The 21,984-nt window shown below is 70.1% G+C and carries 19 protein-coding genes; 11 read left to right on the forward strand and 8 right to left on the reverse strand.

Features of this window, described 5'->3' with window-relative positions; translation table 11 throughout:
• Positions 1-126: 126 nt before the first annotated feature.
• The 5 genes from AC061S_RS34750 to AC061S_RS34770 all read left to right on the forward strand — a co-directional run bounded on the left by AC061S_RS34750 (position 127) and on the right by AC061S_RS34770 (position 5,317).
• Positions 127-822: a TerB family tellurite resistance protein gene (locus tag AC061S_RS34750; RefSeq protein WP_478689869.1), complete on the forward strand. Its 696-nt coding sequence runs from the start codon at positions 127-129 to the stop codon at positions 820-822.
• Between the two features lie 723 nt (positions 823-1,545).
• Positions 1,546-3,057 (forward strand): nucleobase:cation symporter-2 family protein, encoded by a 1,512-nt coding sequence (locus AC061S_RS34755; protein ID WP_478689870.1) that lies wholly within the window; start codon positions 1,546-1,548, stop codon positions 3,055-3,057.
• Between the two features lie 118 nt (positions 3,058-3,175).
• A complete protein-coding gene (gene recO, locus AC061S_RS34760) occupies positions 3,176-3,922 on the forward strand; it encodes a DNA repair protein RecO (protein ID WP_478689871.1) in 747 nt (248 codons plus the stop codon).
• Positions 3,923-3,933: 11 nt separating this feature from the next.
• On the forward strand, positions 3,934-4,758 hold the full coding sequence (locus tag AC061S_RS34765) for an isoprenyl transferase (RefSeq protein WP_478689872.1): 825 nt from the start codon (positions 3,934-3,936) through the stop codon (positions 4,756-4,758).
• Between the two features lie 22 nt (positions 4,759-4,780).
• Positions 4,781-5,317: a YcxB family protein gene (locus AC061S_RS34770; RefSeq protein ID WP_478689873.1), complete on the forward strand. Its 537-nt coding sequence runs from the start codon at positions 4,781-4,783 to the stop codon at positions 5,315-5,317.
• A gap of 39 nt (positions 5,318-5,356) precedes the next feature.
• Here AC061S_RS34770 and AC061S_RS34775 read toward each other — a convergent pair whose 3' ends face one another.
• The 4 genes from AC061S_RS34775 to AC061S_RS34790 all read right to left on the reverse strand — a co-directional run bounded on the left by AC061S_RS34775 (position 5,357) and on the right by AC061S_RS34790 (position 8,572).
• Positions 5,357-5,767, reverse strand: a complete 411-nt coding sequence (locus AC061S_RS34775; RefSeq protein ID WP_478689889.1) for a Fur family transcriptional regulator — start codon at positions 5,765-5,767, stop codon at positions 5,357-5,359.
• Positions 5,768-5,847: 80 nt separating this feature from the next.
• Positions 5,848-6,714 (reverse strand): metal ABC transporter permease, encoded by an 867-nt coding sequence (locus AC061S_RS34780; RefSeq protein WP_356515458.1) that lies wholly within the window; start codon positions 6,712-6,714, stop codon positions 5,848-5,850.
• Positions 6,714-7,505, reverse strand: coding sequence for a metal ABC transporter ATP-binding protein (locus AC061S_RS34785; protein WP_478689874.1), 792 nt, complete (start codon positions 7,503-7,505; stop codon positions 6,714-6,716). The genes AC061S_RS34780 and AC061S_RS34785 overlap by 1 nt, the downstream gene beginning before the upstream one ends.
• Before the next feature lie 35 nt (positions 7,506-7,540).
• Positions 7,541-8,572 carry a metal ABC transporter substrate-binding protein gene (locus tag AC061S_RS34790; protein WP_478689875.1) on the reverse strand — a complete coding sequence of 344 codons (1,032 nt, stop codon included), beginning with the start codon at positions 8,570-8,572 and terminating at the stop codon, positions 7,541-7,543.
• Positions 8,573-8,728: 156 nt separating this feature from the next.
• Between AC061S_RS34790 and AC061S_RS34795 the strand changes: the two genes are divergently transcribed.
• Positions 8,729-10,111: a glycine--tRNA ligase gene (locus AC061S_RS34795; RefSeq protein WP_478689876.1), complete on the forward strand. Its 1,383-nt coding sequence runs from the start codon at positions 8,729-8,731 to the stop codon at positions 10,109-10,111.
• A 69-nt stretch (positions 10,112-10,180) separates the two neighbouring features.
• Here AC061S_RS34795 and AC061S_RS34800 read toward each other — a convergent pair whose 3' ends face one another.
• The 3 genes from AC061S_RS34800 to AC061S_RS34810 all read right to left on the reverse strand — a co-directional run bounded on the left by AC061S_RS34800 (position 10,181) and on the right by AC061S_RS34810 (position 13,395).
• Positions 10,181-10,774: a TetR/AcrR family transcriptional regulator gene (locus tag AC061S_RS34800; protein WP_478689877.1), complete on the reverse strand. Its 594-nt coding sequence runs from the start codon at positions 10,772-10,774 to the stop codon at positions 10,181-10,183.
• 21 nt (positions 10,775-10,795) lie between these two features.
• Positions 10,796-11,836, reverse strand: a complete 1,041-nt coding sequence (locus AC061S_RS34805) for an aldo/keto reductase (RefSeq protein ID WP_478689878.1) — start codon at positions 11,834-11,836, stop codon at positions 10,796-10,798.
• Positions 11,837-11,934: 98 nt separating this feature from the next.
• Positions 11,935-13,395: an MFS transporter gene (locus AC061S_RS34810; RefSeq protein WP_478689879.1), complete on the reverse strand. Its 1,461-nt coding sequence runs from the start codon at positions 13,393-13,395 to the stop codon at positions 11,935-11,937.
• A 64-nt stretch (positions 13,396-13,459) separates the two neighbouring features.
• Here AC061S_RS34810 and dusB point away from each other — a divergent pair, with 64 nt between their 5' ends.
• The 3 genes from dusB to AC061S_RS34825 all read left to right on the forward strand — a co-directional run bounded on the left by dusB (position 13,460) and on the right by AC061S_RS34825 (position 19,247).
• The gene (dusB, locus tag AC061S_RS34815) at positions 13,460-14,602 is read left to right on the forward strand and encodes a tRNA dihydrouridine synthase DusB (protein WP_266909012.1); all 1,143 of its coding nucleotides are present in this window, start codon (positions 13,460-13,462) and stop codon (positions 14,600-14,602) included.
• Positions 14,603-14,977: 375 nt separating this feature from the next.
• Positions 14,978-17,686 (forward strand): pyruvate, phosphate dikinase, encoded by a 2,709-nt coding sequence (gene ppdK / locus AC061S_RS34820; protein ID WP_478689880.1) that lies wholly within the window; start codon positions 14,978-14,980, stop codon positions 17,684-17,686.
• A gap of 475 nt (positions 17,687-18,161) precedes the next feature.
• On the forward strand, positions 18,162-19,247 hold the full coding sequence (locus AC061S_RS34825; RefSeq protein ID WP_478689881.1) for an ArsR/SmtB family transcription factor: 1,086 nt from the start codon (positions 18,162-18,164) through the stop codon (positions 19,245-19,247).
• Positions 19,248-19,510: 263 nt separating this feature from the next.
• Here the strand turns inward: AC061S_RS34825 and AC061S_RS34830 are convergent, their stop codons facing one another.
• A complete protein-coding gene (locus tag AC061S_RS34830; protein WP_478689882.1) occupies positions 19,511-20,671 on the reverse strand; it encodes an alkaline phosphatase PhoX in 1,161 nt (386 codons plus the stop codon).
• A 265-nt stretch (positions 20,672-20,936) separates the two neighbouring features.
• On the opposite strand from AC061S_RS34830, the gene AC061S_RS34835 reads away from it, so the two are divergent.
• Together AC061S_RS34835 and AC061S_RS34840 are read left to right on the forward strand one after the other, a co-directional pair.
• Entirely contained in the window at positions 20,937-21,419 is a 483-nt protein-coding gene (locus AC061S_RS34835) for a group III truncated hemoglobin (RefSeq protein WP_478689883.1), read from the forward strand.
• A gap of 113 nt (positions 21,420-21,532) precedes the next feature.
• A complete protein-coding gene (locus AC061S_RS34840; protein ID WP_478689884.1) occupies positions 21,533-21,940 on the forward strand; it encodes a VOC family protein in 408 nt (135 codons plus the stop codon).
• Positions 21,941-21,984: the final 44 nt, after the last annotated feature.

Raw genomic sequence — 21,984 nt, forward strand, 5'->3', positions numbered from 1 at the left:
GGGCACAGATCAGCCAAGTACGGCGGACGGAGGATGTTGTCTTGTCACACGACTGACGCATCCTCACCGATGTGGCTAACATCACGCCAACCCGGCGATGTTGCCGGAAGGTTACGGAGGTGCGACGTGCTGCCAGTTCGGGGTGGGGACGGCCGGAAGCTGACGGTCTGGGGCATCCGCACCACCTGGAGCACCGTGGGGGACGGGGAGTTCTTCTGCCCCGACTGCGGTGGCGACCGTAACTACCGACGGCGCACGGGGCGCCGCCGGTTCACCGTCCTCGGTGTGCCGCTGCTGCCCCGCGGGCAGGCGGGTCCCGTCGTCGAGTGCCAGGGCTGCCGCGAGCGGTTCGGCACCGACGTCCTGGACTACCTCACCACCACCCGCTTCTCCGCGCTGCTGCGCGACGCCGTGCACACCGTGACCCTGGCCGTGCTGGCCGCCGGCGGGACGGCCTCGCGCAGTGCGCTGGAGGCCGCCGTGGGCGCCGTACGGTCCGCCGGGTTCCAGGACTGCACCGAGGAGCAGCTGGAGTCCCTCATCGAGGGGCTGGCCGCCGAGGAGGGGCGGCTCGGGCTCTACGACGGCCCCGACTGCTACGGCGCCGCGCTCTCGATCGAACTGCACGAGGCCCTGGAGCCGCTGGCCCCGCACCTGGCCGGCCCGGGCCGCGAATCGATCCTGCTGCAGGGCGCGCGCGTCGCGCTGGCCGACGGCCCGTACATCCCCGCGGAGCGCGAGGTGCTGGCGACGGTGGGCGCGGCGCTGCGGATCGACGCGGACGAGGTCGCGCGGCTGCTGTCGGCGGTCCGGGCGCCGTAGGGCCCGCACCGGACGCTGCGAGGCCGCGCACCCCGCCCCCGGAGACCCCGGGGCGGGGTGCGCCGCCATGAGGCGGCGCGGGGCCTCGCACAGCCCCCTCCGCGGCGCGGCGCCTCGCGGGCGGATCCGTACGCGACCCGGGACCGGGAGATCGTTTCGGCCGGGGGGACCGTTTCGGACGTGGCCACGGCCCCGGGGCGGGCGAAAACGGCACATTCCGAGATAACGATCGGGCCTCGCACCCTCGTTTTCGAGATCCTTCCGCGTGCTGTGAACCGCGGAGCCGTGCTATCCGTACGGAGTGTTTCCACAGGATGGACGGACGGAGCGGGGCCTTCTTCTTTGCGTGGCCGAACGGCTCGCGGAGTGTTAACCCGCACGTCACCGCGGAGGGCCTTCGCGTTCGCGCAGCGGGAAGCGCCGATTCCGTCGAGCGTTGGCCATAGCTGAATCCGGGAGTCCCCACCACTGGAGAAACCTCCAGAGCCCGTACGTCTGCGCGTCAACATTTTGTAGCAGCCGACGATATCTGTGAGCGGCCCCACAGGCGTTCAATTCCGGTCACACGAGGAGACGCCGCCGGTAACACCGCGGAGCTTCGATTCACGTGGACGCACTGACAACCCTGACGGATCAACGGGCTAACGACCCACTCCGGCCAGGGATAACCAGCTTCCTTCAGCTTCCTCTCAGTTACCTACCTCATTGAAGGGCAAGGCAGAGATGGCACGTGTCGCCGCACCGCTTTCCGCCACCGGAAAGCAGAGCACGCACCCGGTCGACGAGGTGCTCCCCCTCCCCAAGCTCGCGCTGTACGGCTTCCAGCACGTACTCGCGTTCTACGCCGGTGCGGTGATCGTTCCGATCATCGTCGGTGGTGCCCTCGGGCTCTCCGCCGAGCAGCTGGTCTACCTGATCAATGCCGACCTCCTCACCTGCGGTATCGCCTCGATCATCCAGGCGTGGGGCATCGGCAGGATCGGGGCGCGGCTGCCCCTGATCCAGGGCGTCACCTTCACCGCGGTGTCCCCGATGATCGCCATAGGTCTCGGAGCGGGCGGCGGGACGGCGGGCCTCCTCGTCATCTACGGCGCGGTCATCACGGCCGGCATCGCCACCTTCGCCTTCGCCTGGCTGCCTCCCAAGGCCTTCCGCATGATCATGCGGCTCTTCCCGCCGGTCGTCACCGGCACGGTGATCACCGTCCTCGGCATCGTGCTGATCCCGGTCGGACTGAACGACGCCGCGGGCGGCCTCGGCAGCCCCGACTTCGGTGACCCGAAGCACTTCGCCTACGCCGGCGGCACGATGCTCTTCATCCTCATCCTGATGAAGCTCGGCCGGCCGTTCCTCAACAGCATCTCCATCCTGCTCGGCCTCGTCGGCGGCACCGCCGTCGCCTTCCTGCTCGGCGACGCCAAGTTCGGCAACGTGAGCAACTCGGACTGGATCGGCATCACCACGCCGTTCTACTACGGCGCCCCGAAGTTCGAGTGGTTCCCGATCGTCCTGATGCTCATCGTCATGCTGATCACCATGGTCGAGACCACCGGCGACACCTACGCCGTCGGCGACATCGTCGGCAAGGACATCGACAGCGAGACCGTGGCCCGCGCCCTGCGTGCCGACGGAGCCGCGACCGCCCTCGGCGGTGTCCTCAACTCCTTCCCGTACGTGGCCTTCGCGGAGAACGTCGGCCTGGTCCGCATGACCAAGGTCAAGAGCCGCTTCGTCGTGGTCGCCGCGGGTGTCTTCATGATCGTGCTCGGCCTGCTCCCCAAGGCCGCCGCGATCGTCGCCGCGGTCCCGCACGGAGTGCTCGGCGGCGCCGCGACCGTGATGTTCGCGATGGTCGCCCTGGCGGGCATCCAGACCCTGGCCAAGGTCGACCTCAAGGAGGAGAAGAACGCGCTCATCGTGGGCGTCTCCCTGGCCTTCGCGCTGCTCCCCGCCACCGTGCCGGTCCTCTTCAAGGACCACATGGACGCGGACCTCTCCTCGCTCCTCAACAGCGGCGTGACCCTCGGTGCCACCGCCGCCATCGTCCTGAACCTGATCTTCAACGGTCTGGGCAAGGACGACGCGCACGGCGCCCCGCTGGCCGACTCCCTGCTGGCCGACGCTCCGAAGGCCGACGCGTCGAAGGACGCCGCCCCGGCGGCGGACGACGAGCCCACGGCAGCCATTCCGGCCCAGTCGGGCGAGGGCGAGCCCGCCCCGGCGCCGACCGCCTGATCCTCCCAAGGGGTGTCCCCCGCCGGGCCTCGGGCCCGGCGGGGGTCGCTGCCGTTCCGGGGGAGTCCGCCTCGTCGGGGAGTCCGCCTTGTCGGTGGGGTACAGGACAATGGGCTCCATGAGTCTGTTCCGCGACGACGGCATCGTGCTGCGCACCCAGAAGCTGGGTGAGGCGGACCGCATCATCACGCTCCTGACCCGGGGCCACGGCCGGGTCCGGGCCGTCGCCCGCGGCGTCCGGCGCACCAAGTCCAAGTTCGGCGCCGGGCTGGAACCTTTCTCCCACGCCGACGTGCAGTTCTTCTCGCGCGGCGGCGAACTGATCGGCCGCAGCCTCCCGCTCTGCACACAGACCCAGATCATCGCCCCGTACGGCAACGGCATCGTCACCGACTACGCCCGCTACACCGCCGGCACCGCGATGCTGGAGACCGCCGAGCGGTTCACCGACCACGAGGGCGAACCCGCCGTACAGCAGTACCTGCTGCTCGTCGGCGCCCTGCGCACCCTCTCGCGCGGCGAACACGCGCCGAACCTCATCCTCGACGCCTTCCTGCTGCGCTCCCTCGCCGTCAACGGCTACGCGCCCAGCTTCGACGACTGCGCGAAGTGCGGACTCCACGGACCCAACCGGCACTTCTCCGTCGCCGCGGGCGGGGTCATATGCGGCGACTGCCGCGTCCCCGGCAGCGTCGTACCCTCGTCGGAGGCCATCGCCCTGCTCAGCGCGCTGCTGACGGGCGACTGGGCCCACGCCGACGCGTGCGAGGCGCGTCACGTGCGGGAGGGCAGCGGGCTGGTTTCCGCCTACTTGCACTGGCATCTGGAGCGCGGACTACGCTCCCTTCGATACGTCGAGAAATAGGAGCTGGGCACATGGCACGACGCGGGATTCTGGGACGCTCTCGCCGGGAGTACAAGGTTCCCGAGCCGCACCCCTCCGGTGAGCGCCCGCCGAAGATCCCCGGCGAGCTCATCCCGAACCACGTCGCGGTCGTCATGGACGGCAACGGCCGCTGGGCCAAGGAGCGCGGCCTGCCGCGCACCGAGGGCCACAAGGTGGGCGAGGGCGTCGTACTCGACGTGCTCAAGGGCTGCCTGGAGATGGGCGTCAAGAACCTCTCCCTGTACGCCTTCTCGACGGAGAACTGGAAGCGCTCGCCCGACGAGGTCCGCTTCCTCATGAACTTCAACCGCGACGTCATCCGGCGCCGCCGCGACGAGATGAACGAGCTGGGCATCCGCATCCGCTGGGTCGGCCGCATGCCGAAGATGTGGAAGTCGGTCGTCCAGGAGCTCCAGGTCGCGCAGGAGCAGACCGTCGACAACGACGCGATGACCCTCTACTTCTGCGTCAACTACGGCGGCCGCGCCGAGATCGCGGACGCGGCGCAGGCCATCGCGCGCGATGTGGCGGCGGGGAAGCTGGACCCCTCGAAGGTCAACGAGAAGACCTTCGCGAAGTACATGTACTACCCGGACATGCCGGACGTGGACCTCTTCCTGCGCCCGAGCGGCGAGCAGCGCACCTCCAACTACCTGCTCTGGCAGAGCGCCTACGCCGAGATGGTGTTCCAGGACGTCCTGTGGCCCGACTTCGACCGCCGCAACCTCTGGCAGGCCTGCTACGAGTACGCCCAGCGCGACCGCCGCTTCGGCGGGGCCGTCCCGAACCAGGGGGAGCCGGGCACCTCGGCCTGAGCCTCGTCTACGCTCCCGTGTCATGCACACGGGTGGAGATCAGGCGCAGCACACGGAACAGGTCGTATTGGCGTACAGGCCGACGCTCGCGGACGTTCGGGGGGCCGTCCGGGCCCGCGCCCGGCGGACGGGAGCGGGCCGGGCGGAGACGGCCGCGATCCCGCTGATGACGGCCGTCCTCGTGACGGCGTTCGGCCTGGTCCGCGGAGTCCTGCCGGTCGTCCTCGTGGGCGGCGCGGTGGTGTCGCTGGGCGTCGGGCTCATCGGTGCCCGGTTTGTCCGGCGCAGCATGGCCCGCCAGATCCACAGCGTCGTGGGGCAGTACGGGGAGTGCCGCACGACGGCAGACGACCGGGGCGCCGTGACCACGGGCGAGACCATGTCCTTCTCGGCCGACTGGAAGCTCTTCCCGCGGTACGTCGAGACGCCCGAGCTGTTCGTCCTCATCGGGGGCACGCGCGCGGCCGCCATCGGGGTGCTCCCGAAGCGGGGCGCCCAGCACCCCGGCGACATCGACCGGCTGCGGGCGATCCTCGACCGGAACCTGAAGCGGCTCTAGGCCGTCATCCGAAAGAGACGACCTAGGCCAAGAGACGACCTAGGCCGCGGCCGCCGCGCAGTCCGCGCAGGTGCCGAAGACCTCCACCGTGTGGGCGACGTTCACGAAGCCGTGTTCGGCCGCGATCGCCTCCGCCCACTTCTCCACCGCCGGGCCCTCCACCTCGACGGCCTTGCCGCACTTGCGGCAGACCAGGTGGTGGTGGTGTTCCCCGGTGGAGCAGCGCCGGTAGACGGACTCGCCGTCGCTGGTCCGCAGCACGTCGACCTCGCCGGCGTCCGCGAGGGACTGCAGGGTGCGGTAGACGGTGGTCAGGCCCACGGAATCACCGCGGTGCTTGAGCATGTCGTGGAGTTCCTGGGCACTGCGGAACTCGTCCACCTCGTCCAGCGCCGCCGCCACGGCGGCCCGCTGTCGGGTGGATCGTCCTCGTACTGGCGCGGTATTCATCTCGCCAGGCGCAGTCGCCACCGGTTCCTCCTCGTCTCGGCCTCGGGCCATTGTGCCAGGCGGCCGCCTGCCCGAGGTCTTCAGACCTTTACGTCGTCCCGCGTACAGACTTCTTCGGCGGCGCGGGCGGCCCTGGCCCGGCGCCGGGCCAGGGGGGTGGACACCGCCGTCATCACCATGAAGACGGCGATGGCGAGCAGCACGATCGTGCCGCCGGACGGCGCGTCGATGTAGTACGTGGCGGCCGTGCCGGACAGCGAGACCAGCACGCCGATGACCATGGCCACCGTCAGGGTGGCGGTGAACCCGCGGGTGACGCGCTGGGCGGCCGCGACCGGGATCACCATCATGGCGCTGACCAGCAGCAGGCCGACGATGCGCATCGCGACGGTGACGGTGACGGCGGCGGTGACGGCCATCAGCAGGTTCAGGAAGCGCACCGGCAGGCCGGTGACCCGGGCGAATTCCTCGTCCTGGCAGACGGCGAACAGCTGCCGGCGCAGGCCCAGGGTGACGGCGACGACGAACAGGGCGAGGATCACGACCGCGGTGATGTCCTCGGCCGAGACGGTGGTGATGGAGCCGAAGAGGTAGCTCGTCAGGTTGGCCGTCGAGCCGCCCGGAGCCAGGTTGATGATCATGACGCCGCCGGCCAGGCCGCCGTAGAAGAGCATGGCCAGTGCGATGTCCCCGCTGGTCTTGCCGCGGGAGCGGATCAGTTCCATGCCGACCGCGCCGATGATCGCGACGAGGGTGGCCATCCACACGGGGCTCGTGTTGAGCAGGAAGCCGAGCGCGACGCCGGTCATGGCCACGTGCCCGATGCCGTCGCCCATGACGGCCTGGCGGCGCTGCACGAGGTACGTGCCGATCGCGGGGGCCGTGATGCCGACGAGGGCGGCGGCGATGAGGGCCCGCTGCATGAAGGCGTAGTCGAGGAGGTCCATCAGCTCAGCAGTCCCGTCCGGAGCGGCTCGGCGTCGTGCGCCGCGTGGGGGTGTACGTGGTCGTGGCCCGGCAGTGCGTGCTGGCCCAGGGCCTCCGGGGGCGGGCCGTCGTGCGTGACGCAGCCGTCGCGCAGGACGACGGCGCGGTCGATGAGCGGCTCCAGCGGTCCCAGCTCGTGCAGGACCAGCAGCACGGTGGTCCCGGCGACGACCTGGCTGCGCAGGGCGTTCGCGAGGACCTCCTGGTTGGCCAGGTCCACGCCGGCCATCGGCTCGTCCATGATCAGCAGCTCGGGTTCGCCGGCGAGCGCGCGGGCGATGAGCACCCGCTGGTGCTGGCCGCCGGAGAGGGCGTTGACGGAGGCGTCGGCGTGGGAGCCCATGTCGACCAGGTCCAGCGCGCGGTCCACCGCGGCCTTGTCGGCCTTGCGCAGGAACCCGAAACGGGTGCGGGCGAGCCGGCCGGCCGAGACGACCTCGCGGACGGTGGCGGGGACCCCGCTGGCGGCGGTGGTGCGCTGGGGCACGTACCCGATGCGCGACCAGTCGCGGAAGCGCTTGAACTCGGTGCCGAAGAGGGACAGGGCGCCGTCGCTCAGCGGGACCTGGCCGACCACGGCGCGGACGGCCGTGGACTTGCCGGAGCCGTTGGCGCCGAGCAGGGCGACGACCTCACCGCGGCGGACGGTGAGGTCGATGCCGCGCAGCACGGGGCGCGAGCCGAGCGAGGCCGTGGCCCCGCGCAGGGATATGACGGGCTGGTCCAGGGCCTGGGTGGGCTTGGACTCCATGGCTCGCGCCTCCGTTGCCGCTATTGCTGCTGCCATTACTTGCTGCCGAGTGCCTTCTGGAGGTTCTTCAGGTTGGCCCGCATGACCTCGAAGTAGTCAGCGCCCTGGGACTTGTCCGTGATTCCCTCCAGGGGATCCAGGACGTCGGTCTTCAGGCCGGTGTCCGTCGCGAGGGTCTTGGCCGTCTTGTCGCTGGCCAGGGTCTCGAAGAACACCGTCGTCACATTGTCCTGCTTCGCGAGGGCCTGCAGCTCCTTCATTCGTGCCGGGCTCGGCTCGGACTCGGGGTCGACGCCGGAGATGCCCTCCTGGTCGAGGCCGTAGCGCTCGGCGAGGTAGCCGAAGGCGGAGTGGGTGGTGATGAAGGTCTTGGAGGCCGTGTTCTTCAGGCCGTCCTTGAACTCGGTGTCCAGCGCGCCCAGCTTGGCGACGAGGTCGTCGGTGTTCTTCTTGTAGTCCGCCGCGTGGTCGGGGTCGGACTTCTCCAGGGCCGAGCCGACGCCCTTGGCGAGCTCGGCGTACTTGACCGGGTCGAGCCAGACGTGCGGGTCCTCGCCGGATTCGCCGTGGTTGTGGCCGTCGTCCGCGGCGTGCTCTTCGGCCTTCGCGTGCTCGTCGCCCTCGGTGTGCTCGTGGCCCGCTTCGCCGTGGCCCGGTTCGGCGCCGTGCTCGTCGTGGCCGGAGGTGCCGTGCACCTCCAGCTTGGTGAGGGTGGCGGCGTCGACGACGTTCTTCACGCCGGACTGGGCGACGGCCTTGTCGACGGCGGGCTGCAGCGTCTTGAGGTAGATGACGACATCGGCCTCGCCGAGCTGCGCGGTCTGCTTCGGGGTGATCTCCAGGTCGTGCGGCTCGACCCCGGGCTTGGTGAGGGTGTCGACCTTCACATGGCCCTTGCCGATCTGCTCGGCGAGGAACTGCATCGGATAGAACGACGCCATCACGTCGAGCTTGCCGTCCTCGGCCCCGGCGGCTCCGGCCGTGCCCGAGCAGGCGGTGAGGGCCGTGGCGGCGAGGGCGACGGTCGCGGCGAGGGCGGCGGTGGGTATGAGGCGTCGTACGTTCATGACATCCATTTTCATCAAAGATGGAAACGATTGTCAAAAACCCAGGTGAGGAGGGTGCGGAGGGCCCGTGGACGGGGGTCCCGATTTGAAAGGGGGGGTGCGGGCGCCGGTAACCTTGAGGCTTCGCCGTTCGTCCTCGTAAATGAAGAGAGCACCGTGGCCGCCGACAAGATCGAAACCATCGTCAGCCTGAGCAAGCGCCGTGGCTTCGTTTTCCCGTGCAGTGACATCTACGGCGGCTCCAAGGCCGCCTGGGATTACGGTCCGCTCGGTGTCGAGCTCAAGGAGAACATCAAGCGCCAGTGGTGGAAGGCGATGGTCACCGGGCGTGAGGACATCGTCGGCCTCGACTCGTCCGTGATCCTGGCCCCCGAGGTCTGGGTGGCCTCCGGCCACGTCGGCACCTTCTCGGACCCGCTGACCGAGTGCACCTCCTGTCACAAGCGCCACCGCGCCGACCACCTGGAAGAGGCGTACGAGGCCAAGCACGGCCGTGTGCCCGCCAACGGTCTCGCGGACATCAACTGCCCCAACTGCGGCGTGAAGGGCCAGTTCACCGAGCCCAAGCAGTTCTCCGGCATGCTGGAGACCCACCTCGGCCCGACCCAGGACACCGGCTCCAAGGCGTACCTGCGCCCCGAGACCGCCCAGGGCATCTTCACCAACTTCGCCCACGTGATGACCACCTCGCGCAAGAAGCCCCCGTTCGGCATCGCGCAGATGGGCAAGTCCTTCCGCAACGAGATCACCCCCGGCAACTTCATCTTCCGCACCCGCGAGTTCGAGCAGATGGAGATGGAGTTCTTCGTCAAGCCGGGCGAGGACGAGCAGTGGCAGGAGTACTGGATGCAGGAGCGGTGGAACTGGTACCGCGACCTCGGCATCCGCGAGGAGAACATCCGCTGGTACGACCACCCGAAGGAGAAGCTGTCCCACTACTCGAAGCGCACCGCCGACATCGAGTACCGCTTCAACTTCGGTGGCAATGAGTTCTCCGAGCTCGAGGGCGTCGCCAACCGCACCGACTTCGACCTCAAGGCGCACTCCGCCGCCTCCGGCACGGACCTCCTCTACTTCGACCAGGAGACCAAGGAGAAGTACACCCCGTACGTCATCGAGCCCGCGGCCGGTGTCAACCGCGCCATGCTCGCCTTCATGCTCGACGCGTACAACGAGGACGAGGCCCCCAACGCCAAGGGCGTCATGGAGAAGCGCACCGTGATGCGCCTCGACCCGCGCCTGGCCCCGGTCAAGGTCGCCGTCCTGCCGCTGTCCCGCAACGCGCAGCTGTCGCCGAAGGCCAAGGGCCTCGCCGCCGACCTGCGCAAGTACTGGAACATCGAGTTCGACGACGCGGGCGCCATCGGCCGCCGCTACCGCCGCCAGGACGAGATCGGTACGCCGTTCTGCGTCACCGTCGACTTCGACACCCTCGACGACAACGCGGTGACCGTGCGCGAGCGCGACACCATGAAGCAGGAGCGCGTCTCCCTGGACCAGATCCAGAGCTACCTCGGCAGCCGCCTGCTCGGCTGCTAGGTCCCGCCGCGAGAACGGCAGTGGCCCGGTGCGCTTCGCGCACCGGGCCACTGCCGTCTTGCCGTGCCGTCAGGCGCGCAGGCCCCGGATGACCAGGGCGGTGACCGCCTCGAACTCGGCGGTGATCGTCGGCCCCCGCCAGTCCGCCGCGTACTGCGGATCGTGGAAGCGGCCGGTGGCGTCGAACACCGCGCGCGCGGCGGCCGGTACGTCGGGCGCGCTGAGCGATCCCGCCGCGACCCCCTCGCCGATGATCCGGGACAGCTGGTCGATCAGCTCGGTCAGGTGCTGCTCCACCACGCCGCTGTTCTCGTCGAGCAGCACGATGTACGTGGCGAACAGCTCCGGGTCGTCACCCGCCTTGTGGCGCTTGGCCTCGAACAGTGCCTCCAGCCAGGACTCCAGCTTGGAGGGGGCCGACTCGGCCGGCGCCGAGGCGATCCGCTCCAGCATGACCACGCTCTTGGCGAGCCAGCGGTCCGTGACGGCCTCGCGCAGCGCGGCCTTCGACGCGAAGTGCCGGTACACGCTGCCGTGGCTGACGCCCAGGGCGCGCGCCACGTCCACCACGGTCGCCTTGGTCGGGCCGAAGCGGCGCAGCACCTCCTCGGTGGTTTCGAGGATGCGCTCGGGGGTGAGGGGCTCGGCGGCTGCGGGTGGCATGAGTACGACCGTACAGCCGGATCAGTGCTCGCTGTCCAGGTGGGCCATCTGGGCTGCCGGGTACCGCTCGCCGGCGGCCGCACCGGCCGGGACCGCGTCCTCGATGGCGGCGATGTCGGCGGGGGTCAGCGCGACCTGAAGGGCACCCAGTGCCTCGCCGAGCCGTTCGCGGCTGCGGGCGCCGACCAGCGGCACGATGTCCTCGCCCCGCGAGAGCACCCAGGCGATGGCCGTCTGGGCGACGGTGACGCCCTTCTCGTCGGCGACCTTGCGCAGGGCGTCGACCAGGTCGAGGTTCCGGTCGAGGTTGCCGCCCTGGAAGCGCGGGCTCATCCCGCGGAAGTCGCCCGGAGCCAGTGCCCGGTCGCGGGTGAAGTGGCCGCTGATCAGCCCGCGGGACAGCACCCCGTACGCGGTGACGCCGATGCCGAGCTCGCGGGCGGCCGGCAGGATCTCCTCCTCGATCCCGCGCGAGATCAGGGAGTACTCGATCTGGAGGTCGGAGATCGGGGCCACGGCGGCGGCCCGGCGCAGGGTGTCCGCGCCGACCTCGGAGAGGCCGATGTGCCGGACGTGCCCGGCGGCGACGGCTTCGGCGATGGCGCCGACGGTCTCCTCGATCGGCACGTCGGGGTCCACGCGGGCGATGCGGTAGATGTCGATGTGGTCCCGGCCGAGCCGCTGGAGCGAATAGGCCAGGAAGTTCTTGACGGCCTCCGGCCGCCCGTCATAGCCGGTGAAACCGCCCTCGACCGTGCGCAGCGCGCCGAACTTCACGCTGGTCAGCGCCTTCTCACGGGCCGCGGCGGGGGCGGTGCGCAGGGCTTCGTTGATGAGGAGCTCGTTGTGCCCCATGCCGTAGAAGTCGCCGGTGTCGAGGAGGGTGACTCCGGCGTCGAGGGCGGCGTGGATGGTGGCGAGGGACTCCGCCCGGTCGGCCTCGCCGTAGAGGGCGGACATCCCCATGCAGCCCAGCCCCAGGGGGAAGGCCGCGGGGCCGCTGCTGCCGAGGGTGCGGTGCGGTGCCGCGGGGTGCGCTGAGGTGCTCCGGTTCGTCGTCATGGAACGAGAGTGACATGACGAGTGACAGATTTCAATATCTGTCACCCGTCAGCGTGAAGGGGTGCTCGGGCAGCGGGCCGAGCGCGGCCGCCGCCGGCTCAGTGCAGCGGTGCGGCGCCCGTCTTCGCCGGGCCGGTCTGCGGCTCCAGGGCGCGGGCCGTGCGCAGGGCCGTCTCGCGGGCCCAGGTGCCGCTGGTCGCGAAGCCGACGAACAGGACGAGCAGTCCGCACGCCGTGATGATCCACCAGGCGGGCCGGGCGGCGGCCACGAACGCGGCGGCCGACCCGGACCCGCCCGCCAGCCCCGCGGCCAGGACCGCGCCGACGACGGCCACGCCCAGCGCCCCGCCGGTCTGCCGGCTGGTGGAGGCCACCGCCGCGGCCACGCCGGCCTGGGCGCGCGGCATCCCGGAGACGGCGGTGTTGGTGATCGGCGCGTTCACCAGGCCGAACCCGATGCCGAAGAGCACGTACCCGCAGAACAGCATCGGGGTGGAGCTCTCGGCCGAGAACGCGGCGAACAGCAGCCCGCTCGCGCTCATCGTCACGCCCGCGACCAGCAGCGGCAGTCGCGGCCCCCGGGTGGCGACGAGCCGTCCCGACACGGGTGCGCACAGGAAGGCGAAGGCCGCCATCGGCAGCATGTACAGGCCGGCGTCCAGGGCGTCGAGGCCCCGTACGTCCTGGAGGTACAGGGTGTTCAGGAACAGGAACCCGGACAGCGCGGCGAAGGCGCTGACCGCGAGCACCGTGGCCCCGCTGAAGGGGGCGCTACGGAAGAACCGCGGGTCGATCAGGGGCTCCGCCCGCCGTGACTCGTAGGCCACCAGCCCGGCCAGGGAGGAGACGGCGACGAGTGCGCACCCCAGGATCAGCGGGGAGCGCAGTCCGGCGGCGGGGGCCTCGATGATCCCGAACGTGACCGAGCCGAGCAGCCCCATGATCAGCAGCTGCCCCATCGGGTCCGGGCGGCGCGGGTGGTCGGCCCGGGACTCCGGGATGTAGCGCAGGGTCAGGACGAGGGCGAGGAGGCCGACGGGGAGGTTGATCCAGAAGATGGACCGCCAGCCGACCGAGTCCACGAGCAGGCCGCCGATCAGCGGGCCCGCGGCCATGGAGATGCCGACGACCGCGCCCCAGACGCCGATGGCGCGGGCGCGCTCGCGCGGTTCGGTGAAGGTGTTGGTGATGATCGACATGGCGACCGGGTTGAGCATCGAGCCGCCGACGGCCTGGATCATCCGGAAGGCGATCAGCCAGCCCAGGCTCGGCGCGAGCGAGCAGAGCACCGAGCCTGCGGTGAAGAGCACGACGCCGACGATGAACACCTTGCGGCGGCCGATCCGGTCCGCGGTGGAGCCGGCCAGCATCAGCAGCGAGGCCAGGACCAGGGTGTACGCGTCGATCGTCCACTGCATGCCGGCCACGGAGGCGTCCAGGTCGCGGCGCATGGCGGGGAGGGCGACGTTCAGGACCGTGTTGTCCAGGCTGACGATGAGCAGGCTCATGCAGCAGATCGTCAGGATCAGCAGGCGCCGCCGCTGGGTCAGCTCGTCCATGGGGCCGATAGTACGCCTAACTAACGACATGCGATCAACGGCACGACTGAGCCACAATGGTGGAATGACCACGCTCCCCCCGCCTCTCGCGATCGGCCCGCACACCGTGCAGCCCCCGGTGGTGCTCGCGCCCATGGCCGGCATCACCAACGCCCCGTTCCGTACCCTGTGCCGCGAGTTCTCGGGCGGCAAGGGGCTGTTCGTGAGCGAGATGATCACGACCCGGGCCCTGGTCGAGCGCAACGAGAAGACCATGCAGCTGATCCACTTCGACGAGACCGAGAAGCCCCGCTCGATCCAGCTGTACGGAGTCGACCCCGCGACGGTCGGCAAGGCGGTCCGCATGATCGTCGAAGAGGACCGCGCCGACCACATCGACCTCAACTTCGGCTGCCCGGTGCCCAAGGTCACCCGCAAGGGCGGCGGCTCGGCCCTCCCGTACAAGCGGAACCTGCTGCGCGCGATCCTGCGCGAGGCTGTCGCGGGCGCCGGCGACCTGCCGGTGACGATGAAGATGCGCAAGGGCATCAACGACGACCACCTCACCTACCTCGACGCCGGCCGGATCGCCGTCGAGGAGGGCATCACCGCCATAGCCCTGCACGGCCGCACCACCGCCCAGCACTACGGCGGCACCGCCGACTGGGAGGCCATCGCACGGCTCAAGGAGCACGTGCCGGAGATCCCGGTGCTCGGCAACGGCGACATCTGGTGCGCCGAGGACGCGCTGCGCATGGTCCGCGAGACCGGCTGCGACGGTGTCGTCGTCGGGCGCGGCTGCCTGGGGCGCCCGTGGCTGTTCAACGACCTGGTGGCGGCCTTCGAGGGGCGTCCCGAGGACTTCCACAAGCCCACGCTGCGGGAGGTCGGGCAGACCATGCTCCGCCACGCCCAGCTGCTGGGGGAGTGGATCGGCGACGAGGCGCGCGGGGTGATCGACTTCCGTAAGCACGTGGCCTGGTACACCAAGGGCTTCTCGGTGGGTTCGGAGATGCGGCAGAAGCTCGCCGTCACCTCTTCCCTGGCCGAGCTGGATGCTCATCTGAGCGAGCTGGATTTGGATCAGCCCTGGCCGGACAGCGCGGACGGCCCGAGGGGCCGTACGTCCGGAAACAACCGGGTTGTCCTGCCCGAGGGCTGGTTGAAGGATCCGTACGACTGCGCGGGCGTGAGCGAGGAAGCCGAACTGGACACGTCCGGAGGCTGAGAAATCGGTGGCAAAACGTGCCGCCGGTGGCGTGACATACGCCACGCATGGGTGAGGTTTCGCTCAGATGAGCGTAATGGCCACGGGTAAGACTTTCAAAGGGTGGCACTGGGTGCCACCCTTTGTTCGTTCAAGTCTTGAACGCAAATGTATCGATGATCGCTCATCGGAGCGGAAACAGGCCTCAGTGGGCACCTTGGGCTTCGGGACCTGAAGGGTCTTCGTAGGTTTTGGCTACTCGCCAGTTACATTCGATTGGCTGGCACCCAGGTGGTTAAGGCCGCATGACGGCCAAGTGGACGTACCCATAAGCCTTCGATCTGGGTATGTTCCTGGCCGTCAGGGCAGCCACCGAGCCTCGAGGAGTCGAGACCCGTGTCGGAAAACAAAGATCAGAAGTTCGTCTACGACTTCACGGAGGGCAACCGCGACCTCAAGGACCTTCTCGGTGGCAAGGGTGCCAACCTCGCCGAGATGACCAACCTGGGTCTGCCGGTCCCTCCCGGCTTCACCATCACCACCGAGGCCTGCAAGGTCTACCTCGACAGCGGCGAGGCCCCGGCCGAGCTGCGCGAGGAGGTCAGCGCGCACCTCGCCGCCCTCGAGGCGAAGATGGGCAAGAAGCTCGGCCAGTCGGACGACCCGCTGCTGGTCTCCGTGCGTTCCGGCGCCAAGTTCTCGATGCCGGGAATGATGGACACGGTCCTCAACATCGGCCTCTCCGACGAGTCCGTCGCCGGCCTCGCCACCCAGGCCGGCAACGAGCGCTTCGCGTGGGACTCGTACCGCCGCCTCATCCAGATGTTCGGCAAGACCGTCCTCGACGTGGACGGCGAGCTCTTCGAGGAAGCCCTCGACGAGGCCAAGGCCGCCAAGAAGGTCACCGTCGACACGGACCTCGACGCCGCCGACCTGAAGAAGCTGGTCACCCGCTTCAAGAAGATCGTCGCCAAGCAGGCCGGCCGCGAGTTCCCGCAGGACGCCCGCGAGCAGCTCGACCTCGCCGTCGAAGCGGTCTTCAACTCCTGGAACACCGATCGCGCCAAGCTCTACCGCCGCCAGGAGCGCATCCCGAGCGACCTGGGCACCGCGGTCAACATCTGCTCCATGGTCTTCGGCAACCTCGGCCCCGACTCGGGCACCGGCGTGGCCTTCACCCGTGACCCGGCCACCGGCCACGCGGGCGTCTACGGCGACTACCTCCAGAACGCCCAGGGCGAGGACGTGGTCGCGGGCATCCGCAACACCGTGCCGCTCGCGGACCTGGAGACCATCGACAAGGTCTCGTACGACCAGCTCATGACGATCATGACGACGCTGGAGACCCACTACAAGGATCTCTGCGACATCGAGTTCACCATCGAGCGCGGCCAGCTGTGGATGCTGCAGACCCGCGTCGGCAAGCGCACCGCCGGCGCCGCCTTCCGCATCGCCACCCAGCTCGTGGACCAGGGCCTGATCGACGAGGCCGAGGCCCTCCAGCGCGTCAACGGCGCCCAGCTCGCGCAGCTGATGTTCCCGCGCTTCGACGAGAGCGCCAAGGCGACCCTGCTGGGCCGCGGTATCGCCGCCTCCCCGGGTGCGGCCGTCGGCAAGGCCGTCTTCGACTCCTACACGGCCGTCAAGTGGTCCCGCTCCGGCGAGAAGGTCATCCTGATCCGCCGCGAGACCAACCCGGACGACCTCGACGGCATGATCGCCTCCGAGGGCATCCTGACCTCGCGCGGCGGCAAGACCTCGCACGCGGCCGTCGTCGCCCGCGGCATGGGCAAGACCTGCGTCTGCGGCGCCGAGGACCTCGAGGTCGACACCAAGCGCCGCCGCATGACGGTCGGCGGGACGGTCGTCGAAGAGGGCGACGTCGTCTCCATCGACGGTTCCACCGGCAAGGTCTACCTCGGTGAGGTACCCGTCGTACCGTCCCCGGTCGTCGAGTACTTCGAGGGCCGCATGCACGCCGGCGCCGACGACGCCGACGAGCTCGTCGCCGCCGTGCACCGGATCATGGCCTACGCCGACCGCGTGCGCCGGCTGCGCGTGCGCGCCAACGCCGACAACGCCGAGGACGCGCTGCGCGCCCGCCGCTTCGGCGCCCAGGGCATCGGCCTGTGCCGCACCGAGCACATGTTCCTCGGCGAGCGCCGCGAGCTGGTCGAGCGCCTGATCCTCGCGGACACCGACAAGGAGCGTGAGGAGGCACTCAGTGCCCTCCTGCCGCTGCAGAAGAAGGACTTCGTCGAGCTGTTCGAGGCGATGGACGGACTGCCCGTCACCGTCCGCCTGCTCGACCCGCCGCTGCACGAGTTCCTGCCCGACATCACCGAGCTGTCGGTGCGCGTCGCCCTCGCCGAGTCCCGCAAGGACGCCAACGAGAACGACCTGCGCCTGCTCCAGGCCGTGCACAAGCTGCACGAGCAGAACCCGATGCTGGGTCTGCGCGGCGTCCGCCTCGGCCTGGTCATCCCCGGCCTGTTCAAGATGCAGGTCCGGGCGATCGCCGAGGCCGCCGCCGAGCGCAAGAACGCCAAGGGCGACCCGCGCGCCGAGATCATGGTCCCGCTGGTGGGCACCGTCCAGGAGCTGGAGATCGTCCGCGAGGAGGCCGACGCGGTCATCGCCGAGGTCGAGGCCGCCACCGGCACCGACCTCAAGCTGACCATCGGCACCATGATCGAGCTGCCCCGCGCCGCGCTCACCGCCGGCCAGATCGCCGAGGCCGCGCAGTTCTTCTCCTTCGGCACGAACGACCTGACCCAGACCGTGTGGGGCTTCTCCCGCGACGACGTCGAGGCCAGCTTCTTCACCGCCTACCTGGAGAAGGGCATCTTCGGGGTCTCGCCCTTCGAGACCATCGACCGGGACGGCGTCGGCACGCTGGTCCGCAGCGCCGTCGAGGCCGGCCGGGCCACCCGCCCCGACCTCAAGCTCGGCGTCTGCGGAGAGCACGGCGGCGACCCCGAGTCCGTCCACTTCTTCCACGAGGTCGGCCTGGACTACGTCTCCTGCTCGCCGTTCCGGATTCCGGTCGCGCGCCTGGAGGCCGGCCGCGCCGCCGCCGAGGCGAAGGGCAGCGACAGCCGCTGACCGCTCCGCGGCCCCGATGCCGGGGCCCCCATTGACCGCGCCTGCCCCCGGGTTCCCTGACGTCCGGTGGCAGGCGCGTCTATTTCCCCGGCCTGGCCCGGTGTTCCACGGCGTTCCTCGGTGTTCGCGGGCGTTCCACGGCGTTCCCCGGGCTCAGTATTGGTTCAATGTTGTTCCAGATGCCTTAACAGCAACAAGCGGTGGACGGATCCCCACCCGTCCACCGCCTGCCGCCAATCCGCCGGACACGTCGGCGCTTCCCGGTGCGACCGACCGCCAGGCCCCGCAAAGCCCCCCACGGCCTTCGCGGAGCGTTTCGGTCGCGCCGGAGTGTGCCCGGCGGAGTACAGGATTTCGGTTGTCACACCTTCGCCGAAAGGGGTTTCAACTGTGGCTGAAAGGCCATGGTGACCACGTGTGACGGCGTGCATACTCGAGGGGCGGGGGGATTGCGGTTGCACAGGTGGGGGTTCGGGTGCTGCGTATCCATTTCACTGGAGTGGACCTCGCGCGCGTAAGGATGGCAGGGCGTCCGGATGCGTTGTGGGAAACGATTCTGAGTTTTCACCGTTTACGGGACCGGCGGGATACCCGGCTCTTCGGCGATTGGCGTGCGGAAACACGCACCAGGTTGAATGGTGAAACACGACTTCTCGGTGCCCTGATACCGAGCCGCGGCTATTTCCCCGATTTTCTGACCCCCGTGGAGGGTCAGTACGGGTGGGACGTGGGCCTCGACGCACTGCGCGGGATCCGCCCCGAGCGGCTGCGCCGCGAGCTCACCCTGCTCGGCCGGGGCGTGGAGGCGGGCTCGGGCATGGCCGCGGCCTTCGGGATGCCGGCGGCGGCCGGCGGGGCCGCGTACCGCGGCTCCGAGGCCCTGGTCCCCAGGCGGCTGCGGGACTTCATGGAGGGGGACACCGCGCACCTGCCCCGGCTGCTGGGGGAGCTGCGCGGGTACCACCGGGCGGCCGTGGAGCCGTACTGGAGCCACATCCAGGCGCAGATCGAGGCCGAGCGGGCCGCGCGGGGGCGGGCGCTGCTCGACGGCGGAGCGGACGAGCTGCTGGCCTCGCTGCCGCCGATGCTGCGGTGGCGGGCGCCGGTGCTGGAGTGCGACTACCCCGTGGACCGGGACGTACGGCTGCGGGGGCGCGGGCTGCTGCTCCAGCCCTCCTTCTTCTGCCGGCGCACGGCGGTGACCCTGCACGATCCGGAGCTGCCGCCCGTGCTGGTGTATCCGGCGGCGGCCGAGTCGTCCTCGGCGCAGGCCGGCGGTGAGGCGGCCCGGCCGGCGGAGGAGCGGCGCCGGCACCGCCAGCACACCCTGGGCAAGCTCGTCGGGCACACCCGGTCGGTGGTGCTCCAGGCGATCGGTGACGGGGCCACCACGAGCGAGCTGGCGCGGCGGGCCGGGGTGTCGCTGGCCTCCGCGAGCCAGCACGCGGGGGTGATGCGGGAGGCCGGGCTGGTCACCACGCTGCGGCGGGGCAACGCCGTGTTGCACACGGTGACGCCGCTCGGAGCCGCGCTGCTCAAGGGCGGGGCCGTGGTGTCGTGACGGGCCGCGCCCCGGCGGGTTCGAAACCCCGCCGGGGTGCGGCCGGTGGTGCGGTGCGGCGCCGTTGCCAGGGGCTCCGCCCCCGGACCCCCGCGCCTCAAACGCCGGCGGGGCTGGATTTGGCCTCGGCCGGTGGTGACCTGCGAGGCGGTTGCCGGGGGCCGGCCCCCGGACCCCCGCGCCTCAGACGCAGGTGGGCTGGATTTGGCCCGGCCGGTGGTGACCTGCGAGGCCGTTGCCGGGGTTGGCCGGGCGGGGTTCGGTCAGACGCGGAACGGGCCCGTGACCTCGTACGTGATGCCGCCCGAAGAGCTGCCGCTCGTGCCGCGCTGGCTGCTGAAGTAGAGGCGGTTTCCGGCGGGGGAGAAGGCCGGGCCGCAGATCTCCGAGGAGGACTGGCCGGTGACCCGCAGGAAGGGGGCGACCACGTCGTCCGGGGTGATCACGCAGATCTCCAGGTTGCCGCCGTCCTCGGCGACGTACAGGTCGCCGTACGAGGAGCCCGTGACGTTGTCCACGCCCGTCAGGGGGGCGCCGCCGCCGGAGACGAGGGAGTCGTCGTAGGCCAGCTCGTAGGTGCTGTTGGCGAGGTTGAGCTGCCAGACCCGGTTGTCGCCCTTGGTGGTGAACCAGACCGTGTCATTGGCGTAGTGGCAGCCCTCGCCGCCGTTGAACTTCTTCGAGCCCGAGACCTGGGTGCGGGTGGTCGTCGGGGAGCCGTCCGGGTCCGGGACGTTCTGCCAGGTGAAGGAGCCGGAGGTGGCGGTGCCGGCGACGAGCACCTGGAGGGTGCCGGAGGAGAGGTTGCCCCAGGTGGTGGGGATGAAGCGGTAGAAGCAGCCGCTCGACTCGTCCTCCGTCATGTAGATCACCTGGCGCACGGGGTCGGCGGCCGCCGCCTCGTGCTTGAAGCGGCCCATCGCGGCGCGCCGGACGGACGCGTTCACCCCGTACGGGTCGGCCTCGTAGACGTAGCCGAGGCTGACCTCCTCGCAGGACAGCCAGGTGTTCCACGGGGTCTTGCCGCCCGCGCAGTTCTGCCGGGTGTTGGAGAGGATCCGGTAGGCGCCGGTGACGGTGCCCGAGGAGTTGAACTTCACCGCGCTCGCCCCGCCGGAGGGGTTGATCTCCGAGTTCGACACGTAGATCCAGCCCGTGCCGTCGGCGAAACAGGCGCCGCCGTCGGGGGCGCTGTGCCAGGTGTACGAGGTGCCGCTGACGGTCTGGCCGGAGCGCGCTATCACCCGGCTGCTGAAGCCTGCGGGCAGCATGATGCCGTTGGCGTCGGCGGCGCCGAGCGCCCCGTAGGGTCCGGCGCCGGGCTGGGCGGGGGCCGCGTAGGCCGCGCCGTGCATCAGCGTGCCGCCGAAGGCGGCGGCGGAGGAGCCGATGACGGCCCCGCGAAGGAAGGTACGACGTTCCACGGTCACTCCTGTGGGAGGAGAGGCTCCGCGCCCGGTCGGGCGCGGAGTCACGCACGCGTCGAGGAACTTAGAACCGTCGAGTTGACGTGACGTCAATTCCATATGACGCGGGAGCGACCGGCACGAGGTCAATCCTCCCGGAGGGATTTCCTGAAATCGGGAAGGAAGCGGAGAGGCGTCGAAGGGGTATCGAAGTGGCGCGGGACGGGGTGATGCGGGACTTTCTGCCCTGGGGAGGGGGCCGGTGCGGGAGGATGGTGGAGTGATGAGCCCTACCGCTGCCGACACCGCCGACACTGCCGACGCCGACATCACCGGCCGCGCCGACCTCGACGTCGTGCTGCGCCGCTTCTACACGGCGGCCTTCGTCGACCCGCGGATCGGGCCCTTCTTCACCGAGATCGCCGGCACGGACCTCGACGTGCACCTGCCCCGGATCACCGACTTCTGGGAGCGGGCCCTCTTCCGCAGCGCCGACTACCGGCGCAACGCCTTCGCCCCGCACGCGGCCCTCCAGTCGGCCCGCGAGATGACCGCCGAGGACTTCGGCCGCTGGGTGCAGCTGTGGCGGGCCACGATCGACGGACTGCACCGGGGGCCGAACGCGGAGCGGGCCAAGGCCCAGGGCGAGCGGATCGCGCTGACCCTGCACAAGCGGCTGGCCGGCGCCGACGCCTCCCTGGAGAGCGCCGACGGGCTGGGCTTCGTACCGCTGGCGGCCCTGCGGCTGCGCTCGGCCATGGCCTGACCTGCGGGGTCGGGAAAGCTTGAAAAGGTTTCGCGGGGAGCGATGAGTTTCCCGGGAGCTCCTGGTCTACCTCTCGAAAGCGACGCCGACGCACCGAGAGAAGAGAGACCGCGATGTCCTCCACCATGATCTTCGTCAACCTGCCGGTCAAGGACCTGGAGGCCACCAAGACCTTCTGGGGCAAGCTCGGTTACACCTTCAACGCCCAGTTCACCGACGAGACCTGCGCCTCGATGCCCATCACCGACTCGATCGTGGCCATGTTCCTGACCGAGGCGCGGTACAAGGACTTCACCCACAAGGCCATCGCGGACGCCACCACCACCTCCGAGGTGCTGCTGTGTCTGAGCGCGGAGAGCCGCACCGCCGTCGACGAGTTCGTCGACGGGGCCCTGGCGGCCGGCGCCACCGAGCCCCGCCCCGCCCAGGACCACGGCGTCATGTACGGCCGGGCCTTCGACGACCTCGAGGGCCACACCTGGGAGATCATGTGGATGGACCCGGCGATGATCCAGTCCTGATCTGGGCTGGACTGGGCTGAGCAGGGCTGGCCGGTACGAGGCCC

The organism is Streptomyces sp. CA189 (genome assembly GCF_056428985.1).